This window comes from Piscibacillus salipiscarius JCM 13188, assembly GCF_001311865.1.
Classification (GTDB): Bacteria; Bacillota; Bacilli; order Bacillales; family Alkalibacillaceae; genus Piscibacillus; species Piscibacillus salipiscarius.
Genome location: NZ_BBCD01000010.1, coordinates 85,121 through 103,315, shown reverse-complemented (window position 1 = coordinate 103,315; position 18,195 = coordinate 85,121). Strand labels below are relative to the sequence as shown.

Below are 18,195 nucleotides of genomic sequence, written 5' to 3'. Positions count from 1 at the left end.
GGAATAAAAATATGAGGAGGATCAAGGGTGAAAGAACGATTAAAAGAAATTAAAAATGAAGCGTTGGAACAAATCCAATCTGCTGCTGATGAAAAAAGCTTCAAGACGTGAGAGTTTATTTCTTAGGGAAAAAAGGTCAAATAACTGAAGTTTTAAAAGGGATGGGGAAGCTTTCAAAAGAGGAACGTCCCGTTATAGGGCAATTAGCTAATGAAGTACGAGACGAAATAACTGAAGCATTAGAGAGCAAACAAACTAAATTAGAACAAGCTGCATTAGAACAACAACTAAAAGAAGAATCAATTGACGTCACGCTACCTGGTCGTCCCGTTCAAGCAGGTGGACCACATTTATTAAGAAATGTGATTCGTAATATTGAAGATCTATTTACAAGTATGGGTTACGCGGTTGCGGAAGGTCCGGAAGTCGAGACGGACTTCTATAACTTTGAGTCACTAAATTTACCTAAGAACCACCCTGCTCGTGATATGCAAGATACGTTCTTTATTACGGAAGAATTATTAATGCGTACTCAAACTTCACCAGTTCAAGCGCGTACACTTAGAAAGCATGAGGGCCAAGGTCCAGTAAAAATTATTTGTCCTGGTAAAGTGTATCGCCGTGATACAGATGATGCCACGCACTCACACCAGTTCACGCAAATTGAAGGGTTATACGTTGATGAAAATATTCGGATGAGTGATCTGAAAGGTACATTAAATACGTTTGCTAAACACATGTTTGGCGAGGATCGTGCCATTCGCCTGCGCCCGAGCTTTTTCCCCTTTACAGAACCGTCTGTTGAGATGGACATTTCTTGTAAAATTTGTCACGGCGAAGGTTGTTCTGTATGTAAAGGTTCAGGCTGGATCGAAATTTTGGGAGCAGGTATGGTTCATCCAAATGTACTTGAAATGGCAGGCTTTGATTCAAAGAAATATTCAGGATTTGCTTTTGGAATGGGTCCAGAGAGAATTGCCATGTTGAAGTATGGTGTTGAAGACATTCGTCATTTCTACACGAATGATGTTCGATTCTTAAAGCAATTCCATGGGGTATAAGGGAGGAGTGAATAAGAGATGTTAGTATCAAGAAAATGGTTAGAACAATACATTGATTTAGATGAAATTAATACTCATGATTTAGCTGAGGCAATGACAAAGAGTGGGCTCGAGGTAGAAGAGGTTAGAGGACCTATTTTAAATGATGACAAAATCGTCGTAGGTTATGTTAAGGAATGTGTTCAGCATCCGAATGCAGACAAATTAAACCTGTGTCAGGTGGATGTTGGAGAAGGTGAGCTTTCACAAATCGTATGTGGAGCTCCGAATGTGTCAGAAGGTCAGCATGTTATTGTTGCTAAGCCTGGAGCACGCTTGCCGGGTGGCATGAAAATTAAAAAAGCTAAACTGCGTGGTGAAGCATCAGAAGGTATGATTTGCTCTCTACAAGAGTTAGGCTTTGATGAAAAAATGTACCAGAAGAATTTAAAAATAGTATTTATGTCTTTAACGAAGAGGTTAATGCTGGGGAGCGGGCGTGCCCATTATTAAATCTTGATGATGAAATTATTGAGATTGAACTGACAGCAAATCGATCTGATTGCTTAAGTATGATTGGTGTCGCTTATGAGGTTGCAGCTATTTATGAAAAAGAGATAAAACTGCCTGAACCAGATGTACTCATGGAACAGGAGCTTTCAAGTGAGTATGTTTCAGTTGAGATTCAAGATGAGAAGGCTAATCCGTATTATGGTGCATGGATTATTAGGGACCTTAACATACAAACATCACCGCTTTGGTTACAAAATCGATTAATAAGTGCAGGTATCCGCCCAATTAATAATGTAGTAGACGTAACGAACTATGTTTTAATGGAATATGGCCAGCCGTTGCACGCATTTGATTATGATCGATTTGGCTCTAAAAAGGTTGTCACACGAATGGCCCAAGACGGTGAGACTATTAAGACGTAGATGGAGAAGAACGTACATTATCATCCAACCACCTTGTCATTACTAATGGTCATGAAGCCCATGCAATTGCTGGTGTTATGGGCGGAGAAGATTCGGAAGTTCAAAATAATACTACAACGATTCTTCTTGAAGCAGCATACTTTAACCCAGGGGTTGTTCGTCAAGGTTCTAAAGATCATGGACTACGAAGCGAAGCAAGTGCGCGCTTTGAAAAAGGAATTGACATAACTCGTGTTAAAGAAGCAGCGACAAGAGCAGCTGAACTATTAGTTGAAGTCGCTGGAGGGAAAGTACTCGGTGAACTAGTTGAAGCAGGATCTACTGATTGGACACCTGAGACTGTAACGTTTAATGCTAAAGAAATTAATCAAAAAATCGGTACGGACATTACAGTTGATGAAATGAAAAATATTATAGAACGATTACGATTTGATTTTGAAGTGGATGGCGAAACATTCACGGTGAAAGCTCCAGCACGCAGACAGGATATTGCTATCAAAGAAGATATGGTAGAAGAAATAGCACGATTATATGGTTACGATCGTATTCCATATACATTACCAGTTGGGGTGATGAAACAAGGTGGCCTAACAAAACGCCAGAAACTGCTTAGAGAAGTGAACCATTATTTACAAAAAGCAGGTCTGAATGAATCTTTAACTTATTCACTTACAAAAGAAGAATGGTCTAATCAATTTGTTAGCCCAGAAATTAAGAATCAAGGTTATGAACCAGTCGGCTTAGCACTGCCTATGACAGATTTACACAGCCATCTAAGATTAAGTGCCTTACCTGAGCTATTATCAAGTGTTCAGCATAATGTTGCAAGGAACCAATATAATGTCGCACTTTATGAAGTCGGCTCCATTTATTTACAAGAACAAAAGGGTGAACAACCTTCCGAAAACATACGAGTGGCAGCTGCTGTGACAGGTCTATGGGAAAACCACCCTTGGCAAGGTGAAAAGAAACCAGTTGATTTCTTTGTGATCAAAGGCATCTTAGAAGGTTTATTTAACCATTTATTAGATGACGAAGTTGTGTTTGAAAAAGCTGAATTAGAGCGTATGCACCCAGGTCGTACGGCACTAATGAAACTAAATGGAGAGGTCATTGGTTATGTTGGCCAACTCCATCCTTCAGTACAAAAAGAGTATGATTTAGATGAAACTTATGTATTCGATTTAAATTTAGATCGTGTATTAAACGCGGTTACTGGTCAAGAATCTTATCGTATGATTACGAAGTATCCGGCGATTGCTCAAGATTTAGCGTTCGTCGTTGATCGTGAACTACCAGCTAAACAATTAGAAAAAGCGATTCTTGATCAAGGTCAGCCTCATTTAGAGTCGGTACGTGTCTTTGATGTTTATCAAGGTGAGCATATGGAAGAAGGTAAGAAATCAATTGCCTTTAATTTACTCTTCCAGAATGATGACCGTACACTTAAAGATGAAGAAATTGAGGAAGCAAGACATGCGATTGTTAAACATTTAGAAAATGAATACAATGCAGTGCTAAGAGGTTAATGTATAAAATAAGAGAAACACTTATCAGAAACTTGAAAAATAGTTGATAGGTGTTTCTCTTTTATATTATTTTGCTTGAGCTTTTTGAGTATTTGCAAAATGTACTTTCGCAACTTGATTTAAGTAATTTTGACCTTTTATATCAATAATTCTTTTAATTTGCTGGTCAACGACTTTTGAGGCTCCTTTTTGCAGTTCAAAGCCAACATCTTTTGAGAGCCGGTTCATTTCATAAATAAATCGATATCTCGCAATCATAGAAGCAGCTGCAACGGACGTGAGTAGCTCTCTGCTTTCGTCATAAAGGTTAATCCAGTATGAGACGTTTCCCCTGTTGCTTTAACGTGATTATGAAAAATTTCAGGCTTGCAGAACTGGTCTATTAGAATACCGCTTGGATTAATGGAACCGTCTAACTTATTTAATACATTTTTTATTGCGTGATGATGCATCCAAGCTTTCATTCGTCCTTGAGACCACCCACGGCGCTGTAATTTATTATATTTTTCATTATTTAACGTGAGTGAGCTATAAACGATATCTGTTTTTAAAATATCTTTAACAATTGATTTTATGGTTGGGTCTTTCATGGTTTTGGAGTCTTTAACACCTAATTCTCTTAGTAAAGCCTGTTGCCTTTCAGTTGCGTATACAGCCGCTACTGTGATGGGTCCGAAATAATCACCTGTACCCGCCTCATCAGATCCGATGTGATCTCGATTTATAAAATCTGGAACATTTTTTTGTCGGTGTTTTAGCTGATTTAGAGTTAGTTTTACTACTCGTTCCCCATTTACTCGCTTCCTTATGATGATCAGCACCTTGGAACATAACTTTGCCGGATTCATAAGCTGTAATTTTGCAACCGTTTAGTGTAGCGCTGAGCACTGAATAAGGTGGCTTATTAGATTCACGGTAAGGTGAATAGTGGTTAACTAATCTTTTCATTTCTTCTGGTTTTAGTTTAATAACAGTTTGTCCCATATTTTTGCTCCTTTGTTTGTGCTATTCTTATTATATCATTGTGCCAATATCTATGAATCCTTATAATCTACTTTCCCAATTCTATTAAAACGTGTTACTATATGGAATAGAAATGTATTTGAGGAGGACTCGTGATGTCAGAGTCAAGCAAAAATAGAATCACAGTCGAAATAAGTAATCGTAAATTTACTGTTGTCGGTGAAGAGTCTACTGAACATATTAAAATGGTCGCAAGCCTTGTGGATCAGAAAATGGAAGAGCTACGTTATGTGAAGCCTTCTTTAGATACATCACAATTAGCTGTACTAACTGCTCTAAATACCATGAGTGATTATTTAAAATTAAAAGAAGAATACAACGCACTAGTACAGAAAGAAAGGAAGAAAAACAGACGATAAAATGGTTAGCTTAATACTTTTAATACTATTAATATTAGGTTTTTAATTGGCTTAAAAAGAGGATTCATTTTACAAATACTACATATTACTGGTTTTATCGTAGCTTTTGTGATCGCATTAATGTATTTTAGAGATTTAGGTGCTCACCTGGAGCTGTGGATTCCATATCCTGAATTAAGTGAAGAATCTTTCTGGGGAGAAGTATTTAATTCAGTAGATTTAGAATATGCTTTCTATAACGCGGTTGCGTTTATCGTTATTTTATGGTGGTCAAAATTGTTATGCAAATTATAGCCAATTTGCTAGATTTTGTTGCTCACCTCCCCATCTTAAACAGTGTGAATAATTTACTTGGTGCGATTTTAGGTTTTGTAGAAATGTATGTCATTTTATTTGTAATTTTATTCTTTGCATCACTTGTTCCTGTAGGAATGGTTCAAGATTTAGTTAACGACTCTGCTCTTGCAACATTTATGATCGAACAAACTCCGGTTATTTCGGAACAATTAAAAGATAAATGGTTTACAACCGTAAACTGATCAAAGAGGGGTTAACTCATCATGGTGAGTCAACCTCTTTCTTTTGTGTATGATTTGTTTTGAACTAGTTTCGACTATAAAATGAGCGTAGGTAGTTATCGCTAAAATTAAAGGTGGTTACTATAAATGGATAAAAAACAGGTAATTAAACATTTAGAGACAATTGCGACTTACTTAGAACTAAAAGGTGAGAACGCCTTTAAAATATCAGCTTACCGAAAAGCAGCTCAAGCGTTGGAGAGGGACGACCGCTCCTTAAATGAAATTGATGATTTTGGTGCTTTATCTGGAATTGGTAAAGGAACCAAAGCGATCATTGAAGAGTTTATTAACAATGGTCAAACAGAAACATTAAGTAAGTTAACTGAAGAGGTTCCGAAAGGGTTGATTCCTCTTTTAAAAATACAGGGTCTTGGCGGGAAAAAGCTTTCTAGATTGTATCAAGAGCTTGGCGTCATCGACGAAGCGACGTTGCGTAAAGCGTGTGAAAACGGTGAAGTTGAGACGATGAGTGGATTTGGGAAAAAATCAGTTGAGAAGATTCTAAAAGCTTTAGACGACGCTCAATTACGTCCAGAGCGACTACCGGTCTCTTATGTTATTCCAATTAAAGAGGAAATTGAAGCTAGGCTCAGACAGATGAACCATATATTAGATTTTTCCATTGCTGGTTCACTGCGTAGGTTAAAAGAAACAGTTAAGGATCTTGATTTTATTGTTGCAACTGAACAACCAGAACAAGTAGCAGAACAACTTGTTCAATTACCGAATGTTATAGAAGTTGTTTCTAAAGGAACGACTAAAGTGACTGTGTTGGTCGATGGAGAATGGAACTTATCTGTAGATTTTAGATTAATTGAGCCAGATCACTTTATTACACCTTACACCATTTTACAGGCTCTAAAGATCATAACGTTGAAATGAGACGTATTGCTAAAGATAAGGGCTATAAAATAAGTGAATACGGTATTGAAGAATCCGAATCGGGGAAAATTCACACATTTTTTAACTGAGAAAGATTTTTTCGAGTTTCTAGATCTACCTTACCTTCCACCAGAAGTACGGGAGACTGGAGAAGAGTGTGAACTTAATTCCCTACCTGAATTGGTTGATTTACAACATATTCGTAGTGACCTCCATATGCACACTACTTGGAGTGATGGTGCACAATCTATCGATGAAATGGCAAAGAAAGCTATTGAAAGAGGTTATGAGTATATCGTTATTACGGATCACTCTAAGTTTTTACGCGTTGCTAATGGTCTTAACGAAAAACGAATATTAGAGCAGCAGGCCAAAATTAAAGAGTGGAATGAAAGCCATTCTGATTTAACTATTCTCTCTGGAATTGAGATGGATATATTACCAAATGGAGAATTAGACTTTAGTGAAGATTTCTTAAGTCAACTAGATTTTGTGATCGCATCCATTCATTCAAGCTTTAACCAGTCTGAAGAGAAAATCATGGAGCGTCTAATGGCAGCAATCGATTGCCCATACGTAGATATGATTGCTCATCCAACAGGTCGATTGATTGGAAAAAGAAATGGTTATTCTGTAAACTTAGAACAGTTTATTAAAACGTGCTGCCGAAACGAACACCATTATTGAATTAAATGCGAACCCAAATCGTTTAGATTTATCTTGGGATTGGTTAAAAGTTGCGCAAGATCAAGGAGCTAAAATAGCCATTAATACAGATGCTCATAATTTTAAAATGTTAGATGATATGAAAATAGGAGTACAAGCTGCACGCAAAGGTATGATTATGAAAGACTCTGTCGTTAATACGTGGAATTTAGATCAATTGTTAGGTTTTTTAAAGCAGAAAAAGGTGATTAACAGTGAATGAAAAAATCCTTAATCAATTAGAATTTAAGAAAATAAAAGAGTGGCTAGAAGGACATGCAGCTACAAGCTTAGGTAAAGAGCTCGCTTTAAAAACATTCCCGTCAACTAATTTAGATGAAGTTGTTCAGTGGCAAGAGGAAACGGATGAAGCGGTAACGATTTTGCGTTTAAAAGGTCATGTACCCTTAGGCGGAATAAGTGATATAAGACCAGCGATTAAACGAGCTGAAATTGGCGGGACCTTAACTGCTAATGAATTAATGAGTGTCGCTAATATGTTATATGCCGTCAAACAGTTACAGAGTTTTATCGAAAGTTTAGAGGAAGAGTCACTACCAATTATAAAAGGCTATATAGATGAGCTTGTGACGTTAAATCAGCTAGAACGTTCAATTAAAAATTGCGTTGATGATCATGGTCACATTATGGATGGGGCATCTAGTAAGCTTAGAACAATTCGAAATCAAATTCGAACTTATGAAAGTCGTGTACGTGACCAACTAGATTCTTTTACTAAATCAAAAAGTAATATGTTATCAGACTCCATTGTAACGATTCGTAATGACCGTTATGTGTTACCAGTTAAACAGGAATATCGGTCATCTTTTGGGGGTATTGTTCATGATCAATCAGCGTCAGGACAAACGTTATTTATAGAACCTCAAGCAGTCGTCGACTTAAATAATAAATTACAAGAAGCAAGACTTGCTGAAGAGCAAGAGATTGAGAAAATTTTACGAGAACTGACGAGTTACGTTCAGGCTGACTCAGAAGAATTAAGACATAATGTCGACCTTCTTCAAAAATTGATTACATCGTAGCAAAAGGTAAATTATCAAGACAGCTTAAAGCAGCTAAACCGAAAATGAACCAAAACGGGTTTATTAAAATGCAGCAAGCAAGGCACCCTCTCATTTCAAACGATGAGGTCGTTAGTAATGATATTGAAATTGGACAAGATTACACAGCAATTGTTATTACTGGACCGAACACAGGTGGTAAAACAGTCACTTTGAAGCTGGTAGGTCTTTGCACGTTAATGGCTCAATCTGGCTTACAAATACCTGCTTTGGATGGTTGTGAGTTAGCTGTATTTGATCATGTCTTTGCGGATATTGGTGATGAACAATCAATTGAACAAAGCTTAAGTACGTTTTCTTCACATATGAGTAACATTGTTCAAATATTAGAAGATGTTAACCATAATTCGTTAGTGCTGTTCGATGAGTTAGGCGCAGGTACAGATCCTCAAGAAGGTGCTGGACTTGCGATGGCAATTTTGGATTATGTGATTGAACGACAAGCACGAGTGATTGCGACGACACACTATCCAGAACTCAAAGCTTATGGTTATAATCGCGAAGATGTGATTAATGCTTCGGTTGAATTTGATGTACAGACGTTAAAACCAACATACCGACTATTACTAGGTGTACCAGGACGTAGTAATGCGTTTGATATTTCTAAGCGATTAGGATTGAGTGAAGGTATTATCGAAAAGGCCAAATCAATGGTTAATGAAGATTCAAGATCGGTTGAAAATATGATTACTTCGCTTGATCAATCAAGGCGTCAGGCAGAAAGCCGATTTGAAGAAGCCAATCAATATTTAATTGAAGCACAAGAACTACACAATAGTTTAAAACGAGAGTACGAACAATATATTAAACATAAAGAACAGCATATGAGTAAGGCTAAAGAAAAAGCACGCACGATTGTTGATAAAGCAGAGGATGAAGCGGAGGCCATACTAGAAGAAATTCGGTCAATGAAAGATCAAGCTCAAGTGAAAGAGCATCACTTTATTGATGCGAAAAAGAAATTATCAGATCAGAAAGAACAATTTAAAGACAAGGAAAATGAGCCTAGGAAGGAATCTAAAACGATTCATCAGTTTCAGCCAGGAGATGAAGTTCATGTTCTCTCATTTAACCAAAACGGCCACATTGTAGAACAAAAAAAATGATCATGAGTATGAAGTACAACTTGGTATATTAAAAATGAAAGTACCTACTAAACAACTTGAGTTTATCAAAAGGCCAGATCCTTTAAAAACAAAGCCAGTTGCATCGGTTAAAGGTAGTGCTTATCATGTGAAGCCTGAATTAGACTTAAGAGGGGAACGCTATGAAGATGCACTTCAACGTTTAGAGAAATATTTAGATGAAGCGTTATTAGCTAATTATCATCAAGTCTCTATTATACACGGTAAAGGAACCGGAGCTCTTATGAAGGCTGTTCAAAATTTGCAGATGAACACCGTTCAGTTAAAGGAAAACGATTTGGCCATCCAAATGAAGGTGGAAGTGGTGTTACAATTTTAGAACTTAAATAGTCTAATTAGTTAGAGAATGGCATATGTATGAAATGAGGTAAATATTTTATGGAAACATTGGCAAAGGTGTTAATGGTTGTTGCAATCGTATTCATCATTGTTGGGGTCATCTTTTTAATTTATAGCTAATATTAAAGTAGTTCACGAAGCACAGTAAGGTTTATAGGTCTCGTGAACTACTTTTTTATATTTGTTTTTATCTGATAATTAGAATAATTATTTTAATTTTGTCGAATTATTGTTTATAATATTAATTAGTATATACTAAAGGAGGCTGTTAATAGTGGGGGTAGATTTATCAAAACCGTGGTTTAAGAACTATCCTGAAGAGGTTCCTAGGTCTATTGAATATGACAAAAGACCTTTACAGGATTTCTTAAAAGATGCTGCAGAGAAGTTTCCGGATAAAGTGGCTATTCATTTTATGGGGAAAGAGTTAACTTATGAAGAGGTTTTTAACTCTGCAAAGAAATTCGCAAGTTATCTGCAAGGACTTGGATTAGAAAAAGGTGACCGCGTTGCGATCATGCTTCCGAACACACCACAATCCGTTATATCGTACTATGGTGCACTGTTAGGTGGAGCAGTTGTGGTTCAAACCAACCCGTTATACACGGAACGTGAATTGGAATACCAGTAAAAGACTCTGGTGCAAAATTCCTAGTTTGTTTAGATATTTTGTTACCTAGAGCGAATAATGTAAAAGATGATACAGATTTAGAACACATTATTGTAACCGGTATCAAAGATTACTTGCCTTTTCCCAAAAATTTAGTTTATCCTTTCATTCAAAAAAGAGAATATAACATCGTTGTAAAACCAGAACATAAAGGGGATACACATGTATGGACGAAGATGTTAGAAGAAGCGAGTACGGATTATACAGCCTATGACGTAGACCCCCAAGAAGATCTTGCTCTCTTACAATACACAGGTGGAACGACTGGTTTTCCAAAAGGTGTTATGCTAACACACTTGAATTTAGTTTCGAATACACAAATGTCTCGTCATTGGGTGTATAAAGCTGAATATGCTAATGAAGTCGTTTTGGGAATATTACCGTTTTTCCATGTGTACGGTATGACAGCTGTTATGAATTTGTCAGTGATGATGGCTCAGAAGATGGTATTAGTACCTAAGTTTGATGTTGATACAGTGTTAAAATTAATAGAGAAGCAAAAACCATCATTATTCCCGGGTGCACCGACAATTTATATTGGGCTATTAAATCATCCTAAATTAAAAATTATGATTTGTCTTCAATAGAAGCTTGTTTAAGTGGCTCTGCACCACTGCCTGTAGAGGTTCAGCAACGTTTTGAGAAGGTAACTGGAGGTAAATTGGTTGAAGGATATGGATTAACTGAATCATCCCCTGTAACCCATTCTAACTTAATTTATGAAAACAGAAGAGCAGGTACAATCGGACTCCCTTGGCCTGATACAGATGCGAAAATCTTTAAATCCGACACTCTAGAAGAATTACCTATAGGTGAAGTTGGTGAAATTGCCGTTAAAGGACCTCAAGTTATGAAAGGCTATTGGAACCGACCAGATGACACAGCTAACACATTAAAAGATGGCTGGTTATTAACTGGTGATATGGGATACATGGATGAAGATGGTTATTTCTATGTAGTTGACCGTAAAAAGGATATGATTATCGCAGGTGGGTTTAATATATACCCGCGAGAAGTTGAAGAAGTACTCTATGAGCATGAGTCGATTGCAGAAGCAGTTGTCGCAGGAATTCCTGATCCTTATCGCGGTGAAACGGTTAAAGCGTATATTGTATTAAAAGATGGCGAACAACTAACTGAAGAAGAATTAAATCAATATTGTCGTGAGAACCTAGCAGCGTTTAAAGTTCCGAAGCTATATGAATTTAGAACAGAATTACCAAAAACAGCTGTAGGAAAAATTCTTAGAAGAAAATTAGTGGATGAAGAGAAAGAAAAAATGAAAACAGAAGAGGCAAATTCAACATCTTAGTTGACAGCAATTCAATTTGCTTATATTATGATAAGTGAATGACCATTCATTCAGTTTCAAGGAGTACTATTATGAAGAACAATAAACCAAAATATAAAAAATTATTGATGCAGCCGTAGAAGTTATAGCTGAAAATGGTTACCACGCATCACAGGTTTCTAAGATTGCTAAGCGAGCTGGCGTCGCAGATGGCACAATTTATTTATACTTCAAAAATAAAGAGGATATACTTGTTTCTGTTTTTCAAGAAAAAAATGGGGCAGTTTATTTCACGAATTGAAGATGTTATTGTCGATCATCATTCAGCTGATGAAAAGCTTTACAATCTCATAGAGATGCATTTCGTCAGCTATCTGAGGATCCCTCACTTGCCATTGTTACTCAGCTAGAACTAAGGCAATCCAAAAAAGAATTACGCATGAAGATTAATGACGTTTTAAAAGGATACTTAAGAGTAATGGATCAAATTCTTAAGGAAGGAATGGAAGATGGATCATTTCATTCTCATTTAAATGTCAAATTAGTGCGTCAAGTTATTTTTGGTACACTTGATGAAGTGGTAACAAACTGGGTGATGAAAGAGCAAAGATATGATCTAGTCGAACAAGCTAAAGAGGTTCATTTCATCATTGCAAATGGCCTTAAAATACATCAAACATAAGGAGTTGTCTTGATGGAGCATTTAACTTGGAACAAGGAAGGACATGTAGCAATCGTTACAATTGAAAGCCCTCCAGCAAACGCCTTATCATCAGGCATCCTTCAAGACCTATCAACTGTTTTAGATGAGGTTGAGAAAGATTCAACGATTAAAACGGTTGTACTAAAAGGTGAAGGTAAGTTTTTCTCCGCAGGTGCAGATATTAAAGAATTTACAACACTTCAAGGTGAAAGCGATTACGCAGCACTTGCGAAAAAGGGACAAGATCTTTTTAGTAGGATAGAACATTTTCATGTTCCAGTAATCGCATCAATTCATGGAGCCGCTCTTGGTGGTGGCCTTGAATTAGCGATGGCATGTCACGTAAGAGTAGTGACAAAGCAAGCAAAACTAGGTCTACCTGAATTGAACTTAGGAATCATACCAGGTTTCGCGGGTACCCAAAGGTTACCAAGATATGTTGGAATACCAAAAGCTTATGAAATGGTTTTAACTGGTGAGCCAATAAGTGGTGAAGTGGCCGCTAGTTTAGGATTAGCAAATCATGCAGTAGAAGAAGATGAATTAGATTCATTTTCTATGAAACTAGCAAATAAATTTGCTAGTAAGAGTGGTCCTTCAATCAACGCCGTTATGAAATTATTACCATTTGCACAAACTTCTCAATTTAAAGAAGGTGTTGAGGCGGAGTCTGTCGAATTTGGTAAAGTGTTCGGCAATTCTGATGCAAAAGAGGGGATTGCAGCATTTATAGAAAAACGTAAACCTAATTTTAAAGATCAATAGACTTGAAGGAGGTAATCCTATGAACATTTATGTACTAATGAAGAAACGTTTGACACAGAAGAGAAATTCAAATTAGCGGAGGGGTTATTGAAGAAGATGGTGCTGAATTCATCATAAACCCATATGATGAATATGCGATTGAAGAAGCTATTAAAGTTCGTGATGAACATGGTGGAGAAGTAACAGTCGTAACAGTTGGTGATGAAGAATCAGAAAAACAACTGCGTACAGCATTAGCAATGGGAGCCGATAAGGCAGTTCTAATTAATACTGAAGATGACCTTGAAGAAGGGGATCAGTATACTACAGCCCGTATCCTTGAAGCTTATTTCGAAGACAAGGATGTTGACTTAATTTTAGCAGGTAATGTGGCAATTGATGAGGCTAGTGGTCAGGTAGGTCCTAGATTAGCAGACCGTTTAGATATGCCTTATGTTACTACAATTACTGAACTTAATATTGATGGCGATACAGTTAATATCGTTCGTGATGTTGAAGGTGACGAAGAGAAAGTCGAAACTTCGCTACCTCTACTTGTAACTTGTCAGCAAGGTTTAAATGAACCACGTTATCCTTCGTTACCAGGTATTATGAAAGCTAAGAAGAAACCATTAGAAGAATTAGAAATTGACGATTTAGATCTTGATGAAGATGATGTTGAAGCGAAAACAGAAACAGTTGACGTTTTCCTTCCACCTGAAAAAGAAGCTGGTAAGGTGTTAGAAGGCGAGACAGATGAACAAGTTAAAGAACTTGTATCACTACTTAGAACTGAAGCAAAGGTACTTTAATTTGACAGGTGTAGAAAGGAGAATGAATTATGACTAAACTATTAGCATTTGCAGAATTAAAAGATGGTGAAATACGTAACGTTTCTTTTGAAACAGTTGCTGCTGCGCGTCAAATTGATGAGAGTGCAGAAGTTGTAGCAGTTGTATTAGGTAACGAAAATTTAGAAGATGCAGCAAACCAAATGATCCAATACGGCGCGGATCGTGCTGTGACAGTATCACATGATAGTCTATCTAACTATACTTCTGATGCATATACTCAAGCAGCTATGGCCGTTATTGAACAGGAAGATCCAGACGGTTTAGTAATGGGTCATACTTCAGCAGGTAAAGATCTTTCACCAAGACTTGCAAGTAAACTAGACAACGGACTAATTTCTGATATTACTGGAATCGAAGGAGATCAGTTCTTACGTCCAATTTATTCGGGTAAAGCATTTGAGAAAAAATCCATTAAAGATGGAAAAACATTTGTTACGATTCGTCCGAACAATATTGCGCCGCTTGAGATTGATGGAAGCCGTTCAGGTGAAGTTTCTTCACTAGATGTCGATATTAAAGATCTAAGAACAATCATTAAAGATGTTGTTCGCAAAGCATCTGATGGTGTTGATCTATCAGAAGCTAACATCATTGTAGCTGGTGGACGTGGTGTTAAAAGTGAAGAAGGTTTCGAGCCTTTACATGAATTAGCCGATGTATTAGGTGCTGCTGTGGGTGCATCGAGAGGTGCTTGTGATGCCGGTTATTGTGATTATTCATTACAAATCGGTCAGACTGGTAAAGTCGTAACACCAGACTTATACATTGCTTGTGGTATTTCAGGTGCCATCCAACACTTAGCAGGTATGTCTAACTCAAAAGTAATCGTAGCTATTAACAAAGACCCAGAAGCTAACATATTTAATGTAGCTGACTACGGTATTGTTGGTGACCTATTTGATGTTGTACCTAAACTAACTGAAGAACTAAAAGCACTACAAGTTAAGTAATATTTTTCAGAGTTCTTTACCTTAGGTTAGGTAAAGAACTCTTTATTTGAGCTTAGGTTAATTTTTATATGGATTGTTAAATGTTGGTGGAGGCTCGTAGACTCCTACGGGAAAAGCAACAGCTGAAGACCCCGCAGTGAGCCGAAGCTCACGAGGAGGCTGAAGCGTTGCCCGTGGAAAGCGAAGAGTCTTCCACCAACATAATTCTTTATTAATTAAATGCACGTTTGATAATTGTGTAACAATATATTGTAATGAGAAACAAAGTATTGGCAAAGATAAGATTTAGCGTGATATACTTACGATACAATTGAAATTGAGGAGGATTTAACTATGGCAATTGTAAAAGCAACTGACCAAGATTTTGGTGAAAAAATTTCAGATGGTCTAGTATTAGTAGATTTCTGGGCAGCATGGTGTGGCCCGTGTAAAATGATCGCTCCTGTTTTAGAAGAATTAGATTCAGAAATGAGCGACCAAGTACAAATCGTCAAGCTAGACGTTGACGAAAACCAAGAAACAGCACAAAAATACGGTGTGATGAGCATCCCAACTTTAATCTTATTCAAAGATGGCGAAAAAGTTGACCAAACAATGGGCTTCCAGCCAAAAGATGCTCTACAACAATTCGTACAAAAACATGCATAATAACTAAGAAGAGCTAACTGATGTTGGCTCTTCTTTTTATGCTTTACCTAACTCATGATAAAATAGAGCTATCTCACATAATATGAGGTGTTAATTGATGGCTGATCACATTAAAGATAAATTAGCAATTTTACCAGATAAGCCCGGTTGCTATTTAATGAAAAGTAAAAAAGGTGAAGTGATTTACGTTGGTAAGTCAAAATTATTAAAGAATCGTGTTCGTTCTTACTTCACGAGTGCCAATGATCTTAAAACCCAACGTTTAGTTAATGAAATTTATGATTTTGAATATATCGTTACATCTTCAGAGATGGAAGCGCTTATCTTAGAGATGAATTTGATAAAGAAGTATGACCCTAAATATAATGTCATGCTTAAAGATGATAAAAGCTATCCATTCCTAAAGATTACCAACGAGGAACACCCGAGGCTTATCGTAACTAGAAAAGTTAAAAAAGATAATGGTAAATATTTTGGTCCTTATACAAATGTCTATTCAGCTAGAGAAACTAAAAAACTGTTAGATCGGTTATATCCATTAAGGAAATGTAATGTGATGCCAAAGCGTGTTTGCCTATATTACCATATTAATCAATGCCTGGGGCCTTGTGAATATCCTGTGAGTAAGGAAACAAATGAACAATTGGTTCAAAAGATTACATCGTTTTTAAGCGGTGGACATAAAGAAATCAAACATGAAATCACAGAAAAAATGCATCAATTTGCAGAAAATCTAGACTTTGAAAAGGCAAAAGAATATCGCGATATGATTGAACATATTGAAAGTGTCATGGAGAAACAGAAAATGGATCTTCAAGATTTAACTGATCGAGATGTATTTGGTTTTGCTTTTGATAAAGGATGGATGTGTGTACAAGTATTCTTTATTAGACAAGGTAAATTAATAGAACGCGATGTGTCATTATTCCCGTTTTATAATGATGCTCAAGAATCATTTATTAGTTATATAGCAAGGTTTTACCAGCATTCAAACCATATTAAACCTAAAGAAGTTTATTTACCAGTAGGTAGTGACAAGGAATTGTTATCTGAAGTCCTTGGGGTAAAAGTTAAAACACCACTAAGAGGCAAGAAAAAGGACCTAGTAGAATTAGCAATGGAAAACGCCCAAATTTCATTGAATGAAAAGTTCTCACTGATTGAACAAGACGAAGAACGCACGATTAAAGCAGTTGAAAAGTTAGGTGAAATCCTAAATATAGAAACCCCTCACAGAATTGAAGCGTTTGATAATTCTAATATCCAGGGTACTCATCCAGTATCGGCAATGGTATCTTTTGTAGATGGTAAACCAAAGAAAAATGATTACCGAAAATATAAGATTAAAACTGTAGAATCCCCTGATGATTATGAAACGATGAGAGAAGTGGTTAGAAGGCGGTACAAACGGGTATTAAAAGAGCAACAGCCACTCCCTGACTTAATCATGGTGGACGGTTCAAAAGGTCAGATGTCAGCTGCACAAGATGTATTAGAAAATGAACTAGGGTTAGATATCCCTATTTGTGGTTTGGCAAAGGACGACAAGCACAAAACAAGTGAATTACTATATGGAGATCCACCTGAGCCTGTTCCACTAAAAAGAAATGATCAATCGTTTTACCTAGTTCAACGAATTCAAGATGAAGTGCACCGTTTTGCGATTTCATTTCATAGACAACTTAGAGGAAAGAGTGCGATTCAATCTAGTTTGGATGAGATCGAAGGTATTGGACCAAAGAGAAAACGCTTATTAGTCCAACACTTTGGTTCAATCGACAACATTAAAAAATGCTACGACTGATGAGATGGCAAAGCTAGGAATACCTGCTAACATAGCTGAGAATATCCAAACGTATTTCTTGAATGAAAACAATGGGGATGAACAAGAATAACGTTATGTAGAAATATGTAGAAAAAAACGCCAGTTTGTTGGTAAGGATTTCTTGACGCTTTAATTTGTTAGAAGTACAATATAACATGTCATGTTTACTTTTATGAATGTCTTTAAGAAAGATTATTTTACACAAAACGAGGGGGGTAACACATGGCGGAAAACCGTGAGTTCTTTTATCGCAGGCTACACTCTTTATTAGGTGTCATACCTGTTGGATTATTTTTAATGCAGCACCTGGTTGTAAACTACTTTTCTACATATGGTCCAGAAGCTTTTAACGCTGCTGCGCATTTCATGGAAAGCCTACCATTGCGTCTATTATTAGAGATCGTTGTAATTTATTTACCTCTATTATTCCACGCAATCTATGGGGTTTATATCGCGTTTACGGCTTCTCCAAATTCGTTTAAATTTGGATATTTCCGTAACTGGATGTTTGTATTACAACGTATTACAGGTATCATTACGCTAATTTTCGTTGTATGGCACGTTTGGGAAACACGTTTAGCGAATGCGATTTATGGAACTGAGATTAACTTCGATTTAATGTCAACAATTCTATCTGAACCATTTATGTTCTGGTTCTACATTGTTGGTGTTATTTCAACTGTATTCCACTTTGCTAATGGATTATGGTCATTCTTCGTAACTTGGGGATTAACAGTAACTCCAAGATCACAAGTTATTATGACTTACATTACCATTGGTGTATTTGCGATTTTCACTTATATGGGAATCTCATCATTAATTGCTTTTGTTTCAGGTTCTTAATAGTTAATAAAATTGTATTTGGATTGATAAGGGAGTGAAACAACATA

7 protein-coding genes and 10 pseudogenes are annotated in these 18,195 nt (G+C 36.7%); 15 read left to right on the top strand and 2 right to left on the bottom strand.

What is annotated here, in order from left to right; all coding sequences use genetic code 11:
• Positions 1–27 precede the first annotated feature (27 nt).
• From pheS to pheT, 3 genes and pseudogenes are all read left to right on the top strand, one after another.
• Positions 28–1,061, top strand: a pseudogene (gene pheS / locus JCM13188_RS08780) (phenylalanine--tRNA ligase subunit alpha).
• 18 nt (positions 1,062–1,079) lie between these two features.
• A complete protein-coding gene (ytpR, locus tag JCM13188_RS20770; RefSeq protein WP_369404912.1) occupies positions 1,080–1,553 on the top strand; it encodes a YtpR family tRNA-binding protein in 474 nt (157 codons plus the stop codon).
• Positions 1,554–1,612: 59 nt separating this feature from the next.
• A pseudogene (pheT, locus tag JCM13188_RS08775) lies at positions 1,613–3,504 on the top strand (phenylalanine--tRNA ligase subunit beta).
• 66 nt (positions 3,505–3,570) lie between these two features.
• On the opposite strand, the pseudogene rnhC reads toward pheT, so the two are convergent.
• A pseudogene (rnhC, locus tag JCM13188_RS08770) lies at positions 3,571–4,172 on the bottom strand (ribonuclease HIII).
• A gap of 31 nt (positions 4,173–4,203) precedes the next feature.
• Entirely contained in the window at positions 4,204–4,452 is a 249-nt protein-coding gene (locus tag JCM13188_RS18695) for a DUF3378 domain-containing protein (protein WP_279401616.1), read from the bottom strand.
• A gap of 170 nt (positions 4,453–4,622) precedes the next feature.
• On the opposite strand from JCM13188_RS18695, the gene zapA reads away from it, so the two are divergent.
• From zapA to JCM13188_RS08710, 12 genes and pseudogenes are all read left to right on the top strand, one after another.
• A complete protein-coding gene (gene zapA / locus JCM13188_RS08765) occupies positions 4,623–4,886 on the top strand; it encodes a cell division protein ZapA (RefSeq protein WP_054753505.1) in 264 nt (87 codons plus the stop codon).
• Between the two features lie 27 nt (positions 4,887–4,913).
• A pseudogene (locus JCM13188_RS08760) lies at positions 4,914–5,425 on the top strand (CvpA family protein).
• A 126-nt stretch (positions 5,426–5,551) separates the two neighbouring features.
• Positions 5,552–7,277: pseudogene (polX, locus tag JCM13188_RS08755) on the top strand (DNA polymerase/3'-5' exonuclease PolX).
• A pseudogene (locus JCM13188_RS08750) lies at positions 7,270–9,611 on the top strand (endonuclease MutS2). The pseudogenes polX and JCM13188_RS08750 overlap by 8 nt, the downstream one beginning before the upstream one ends.
• 283 nt (positions 9,612–9,894) lie before the next feature.
• Positions 9,895–11,602, top strand: a pseudogene (locus JCM13188_RS08745) (long-chain-fatty-acid--CoA ligase).
• Between the two features lie 71 nt (positions 11,603–11,673).
• Positions 11,674–12,263 (top strand): annotated as a pseudogene (gene fadR, locus JCM13188_RS08740) (fatty acid metabolism transcriptional regulator FadR).
• Positions 12,264–12,275: 12 nt separating this feature from the next.
• A complete protein-coding gene (locus JCM13188_RS08735) occupies positions 12,276–13,049 on the top strand; it encodes an enoyl-CoA hydratase (RefSeq protein ID WP_054753503.1) in 774 nt (257 codons plus the stop codon).
• A gap of 19 nt (positions 13,050–13,068) precedes the next feature.
• Positions 13,069–13,840 (top strand): annotated as a pseudogene (locus tag JCM13188_RS08730) (electron transfer flavoprotein subunit beta/FixA family protein).
• A 29-nt stretch (positions 13,841–13,869) separates the two neighbouring features.
• Positions 13,870–14,832: an electron transfer flavoprotein subunit alpha/FixB family protein gene (locus JCM13188_RS08725; RefSeq protein WP_054753501.1), complete on the top strand. Its 963-nt coding sequence runs from the start codon at positions 13,870–13,872 to the stop codon at positions 14,830–14,832.
• A gap of 333 nt (positions 14,833–15,165) precedes the next feature.
• Complete coding sequence (trxA, locus tag JCM13188_RS08720) at positions 15,166–15,480, top strand: thioredoxin (protein ID WP_054753499.1); 315 nt, start codon at positions 15,166–15,168, stop codon at positions 15,478–15,480.
• 97 nt (positions 15,481–15,577) lie between these two features.
• A pseudogene (gene uvrC / locus JCM13188_RS08715) lies at positions 15,578–17,375 on the top strand (excinuclease ABC subunit UvrC).
• A 152-nt stretch (positions 17,376–17,527) separates the two neighbouring features.
• Positions 17,528–18,148, top strand: coding sequence for a succinate dehydrogenase cytochrome b558 subunit (locus JCM13188_RS08710; protein WP_054753498.1), 621 nt, complete (start codon positions 17,528–17,530; stop codon positions 18,146–18,148).
• Positions 18,149–18,195: the final 47 nt, after the last annotated feature.

What these genes read in the sequence shown, in the direction of transcription:
- JCM13188_RS08710 (WP_054753498.1), top strand. Translation starts at nt 17,528, where the DNA reads ATGGCGGAAAACCGTGAGTTCTTTTATCGCAGGCTACACTCTTTATTA.
- zapA (WP_054753505.1), top strand. Translation starts at nt 4,623, where the DNA reads ATGTCAGAGTCAAGCAAAAATAGAATCACAGTCGAAATAAGTAATCGT.
- ytpR (WP_369404912.1), top strand. Translation starts at nt 1,080, where the DNA reads ATGTTAGTATCAAGAAAATGGTTAGAACAATACATTGATTTAGATGAA.
- JCM13188_RS08725 (WP_054753501.1), top strand. Translation starts at nt 13,870, where the DNA reads ATGACTAAACTATTAGCATTTGCAGAATTAAAAGATGGTGAAATACGT.
- JCM13188_RS18695 (WP_279401616.1), bottom strand. Translation starts at nt 4,452, where the DNA reads ATGAAAAGATTAGTTAACCACTATTCACCTTACCGTGAATCTAATAAG.
- JCM13188_RS08735 (WP_054753503.1), top strand. Translation starts at nt 12,276, where the DNA reads ATGGAGCATTTAACTTGGAACAAGGAAGGACATGTAGCAATCGTTACA.
- trxA (WP_054753499.1), top strand. Translation starts at nt 15,166, where the DNA reads ATGGCAATTGTAAAAGCAACTGACCAAGATTTTGGTGAAAAAATTTCA.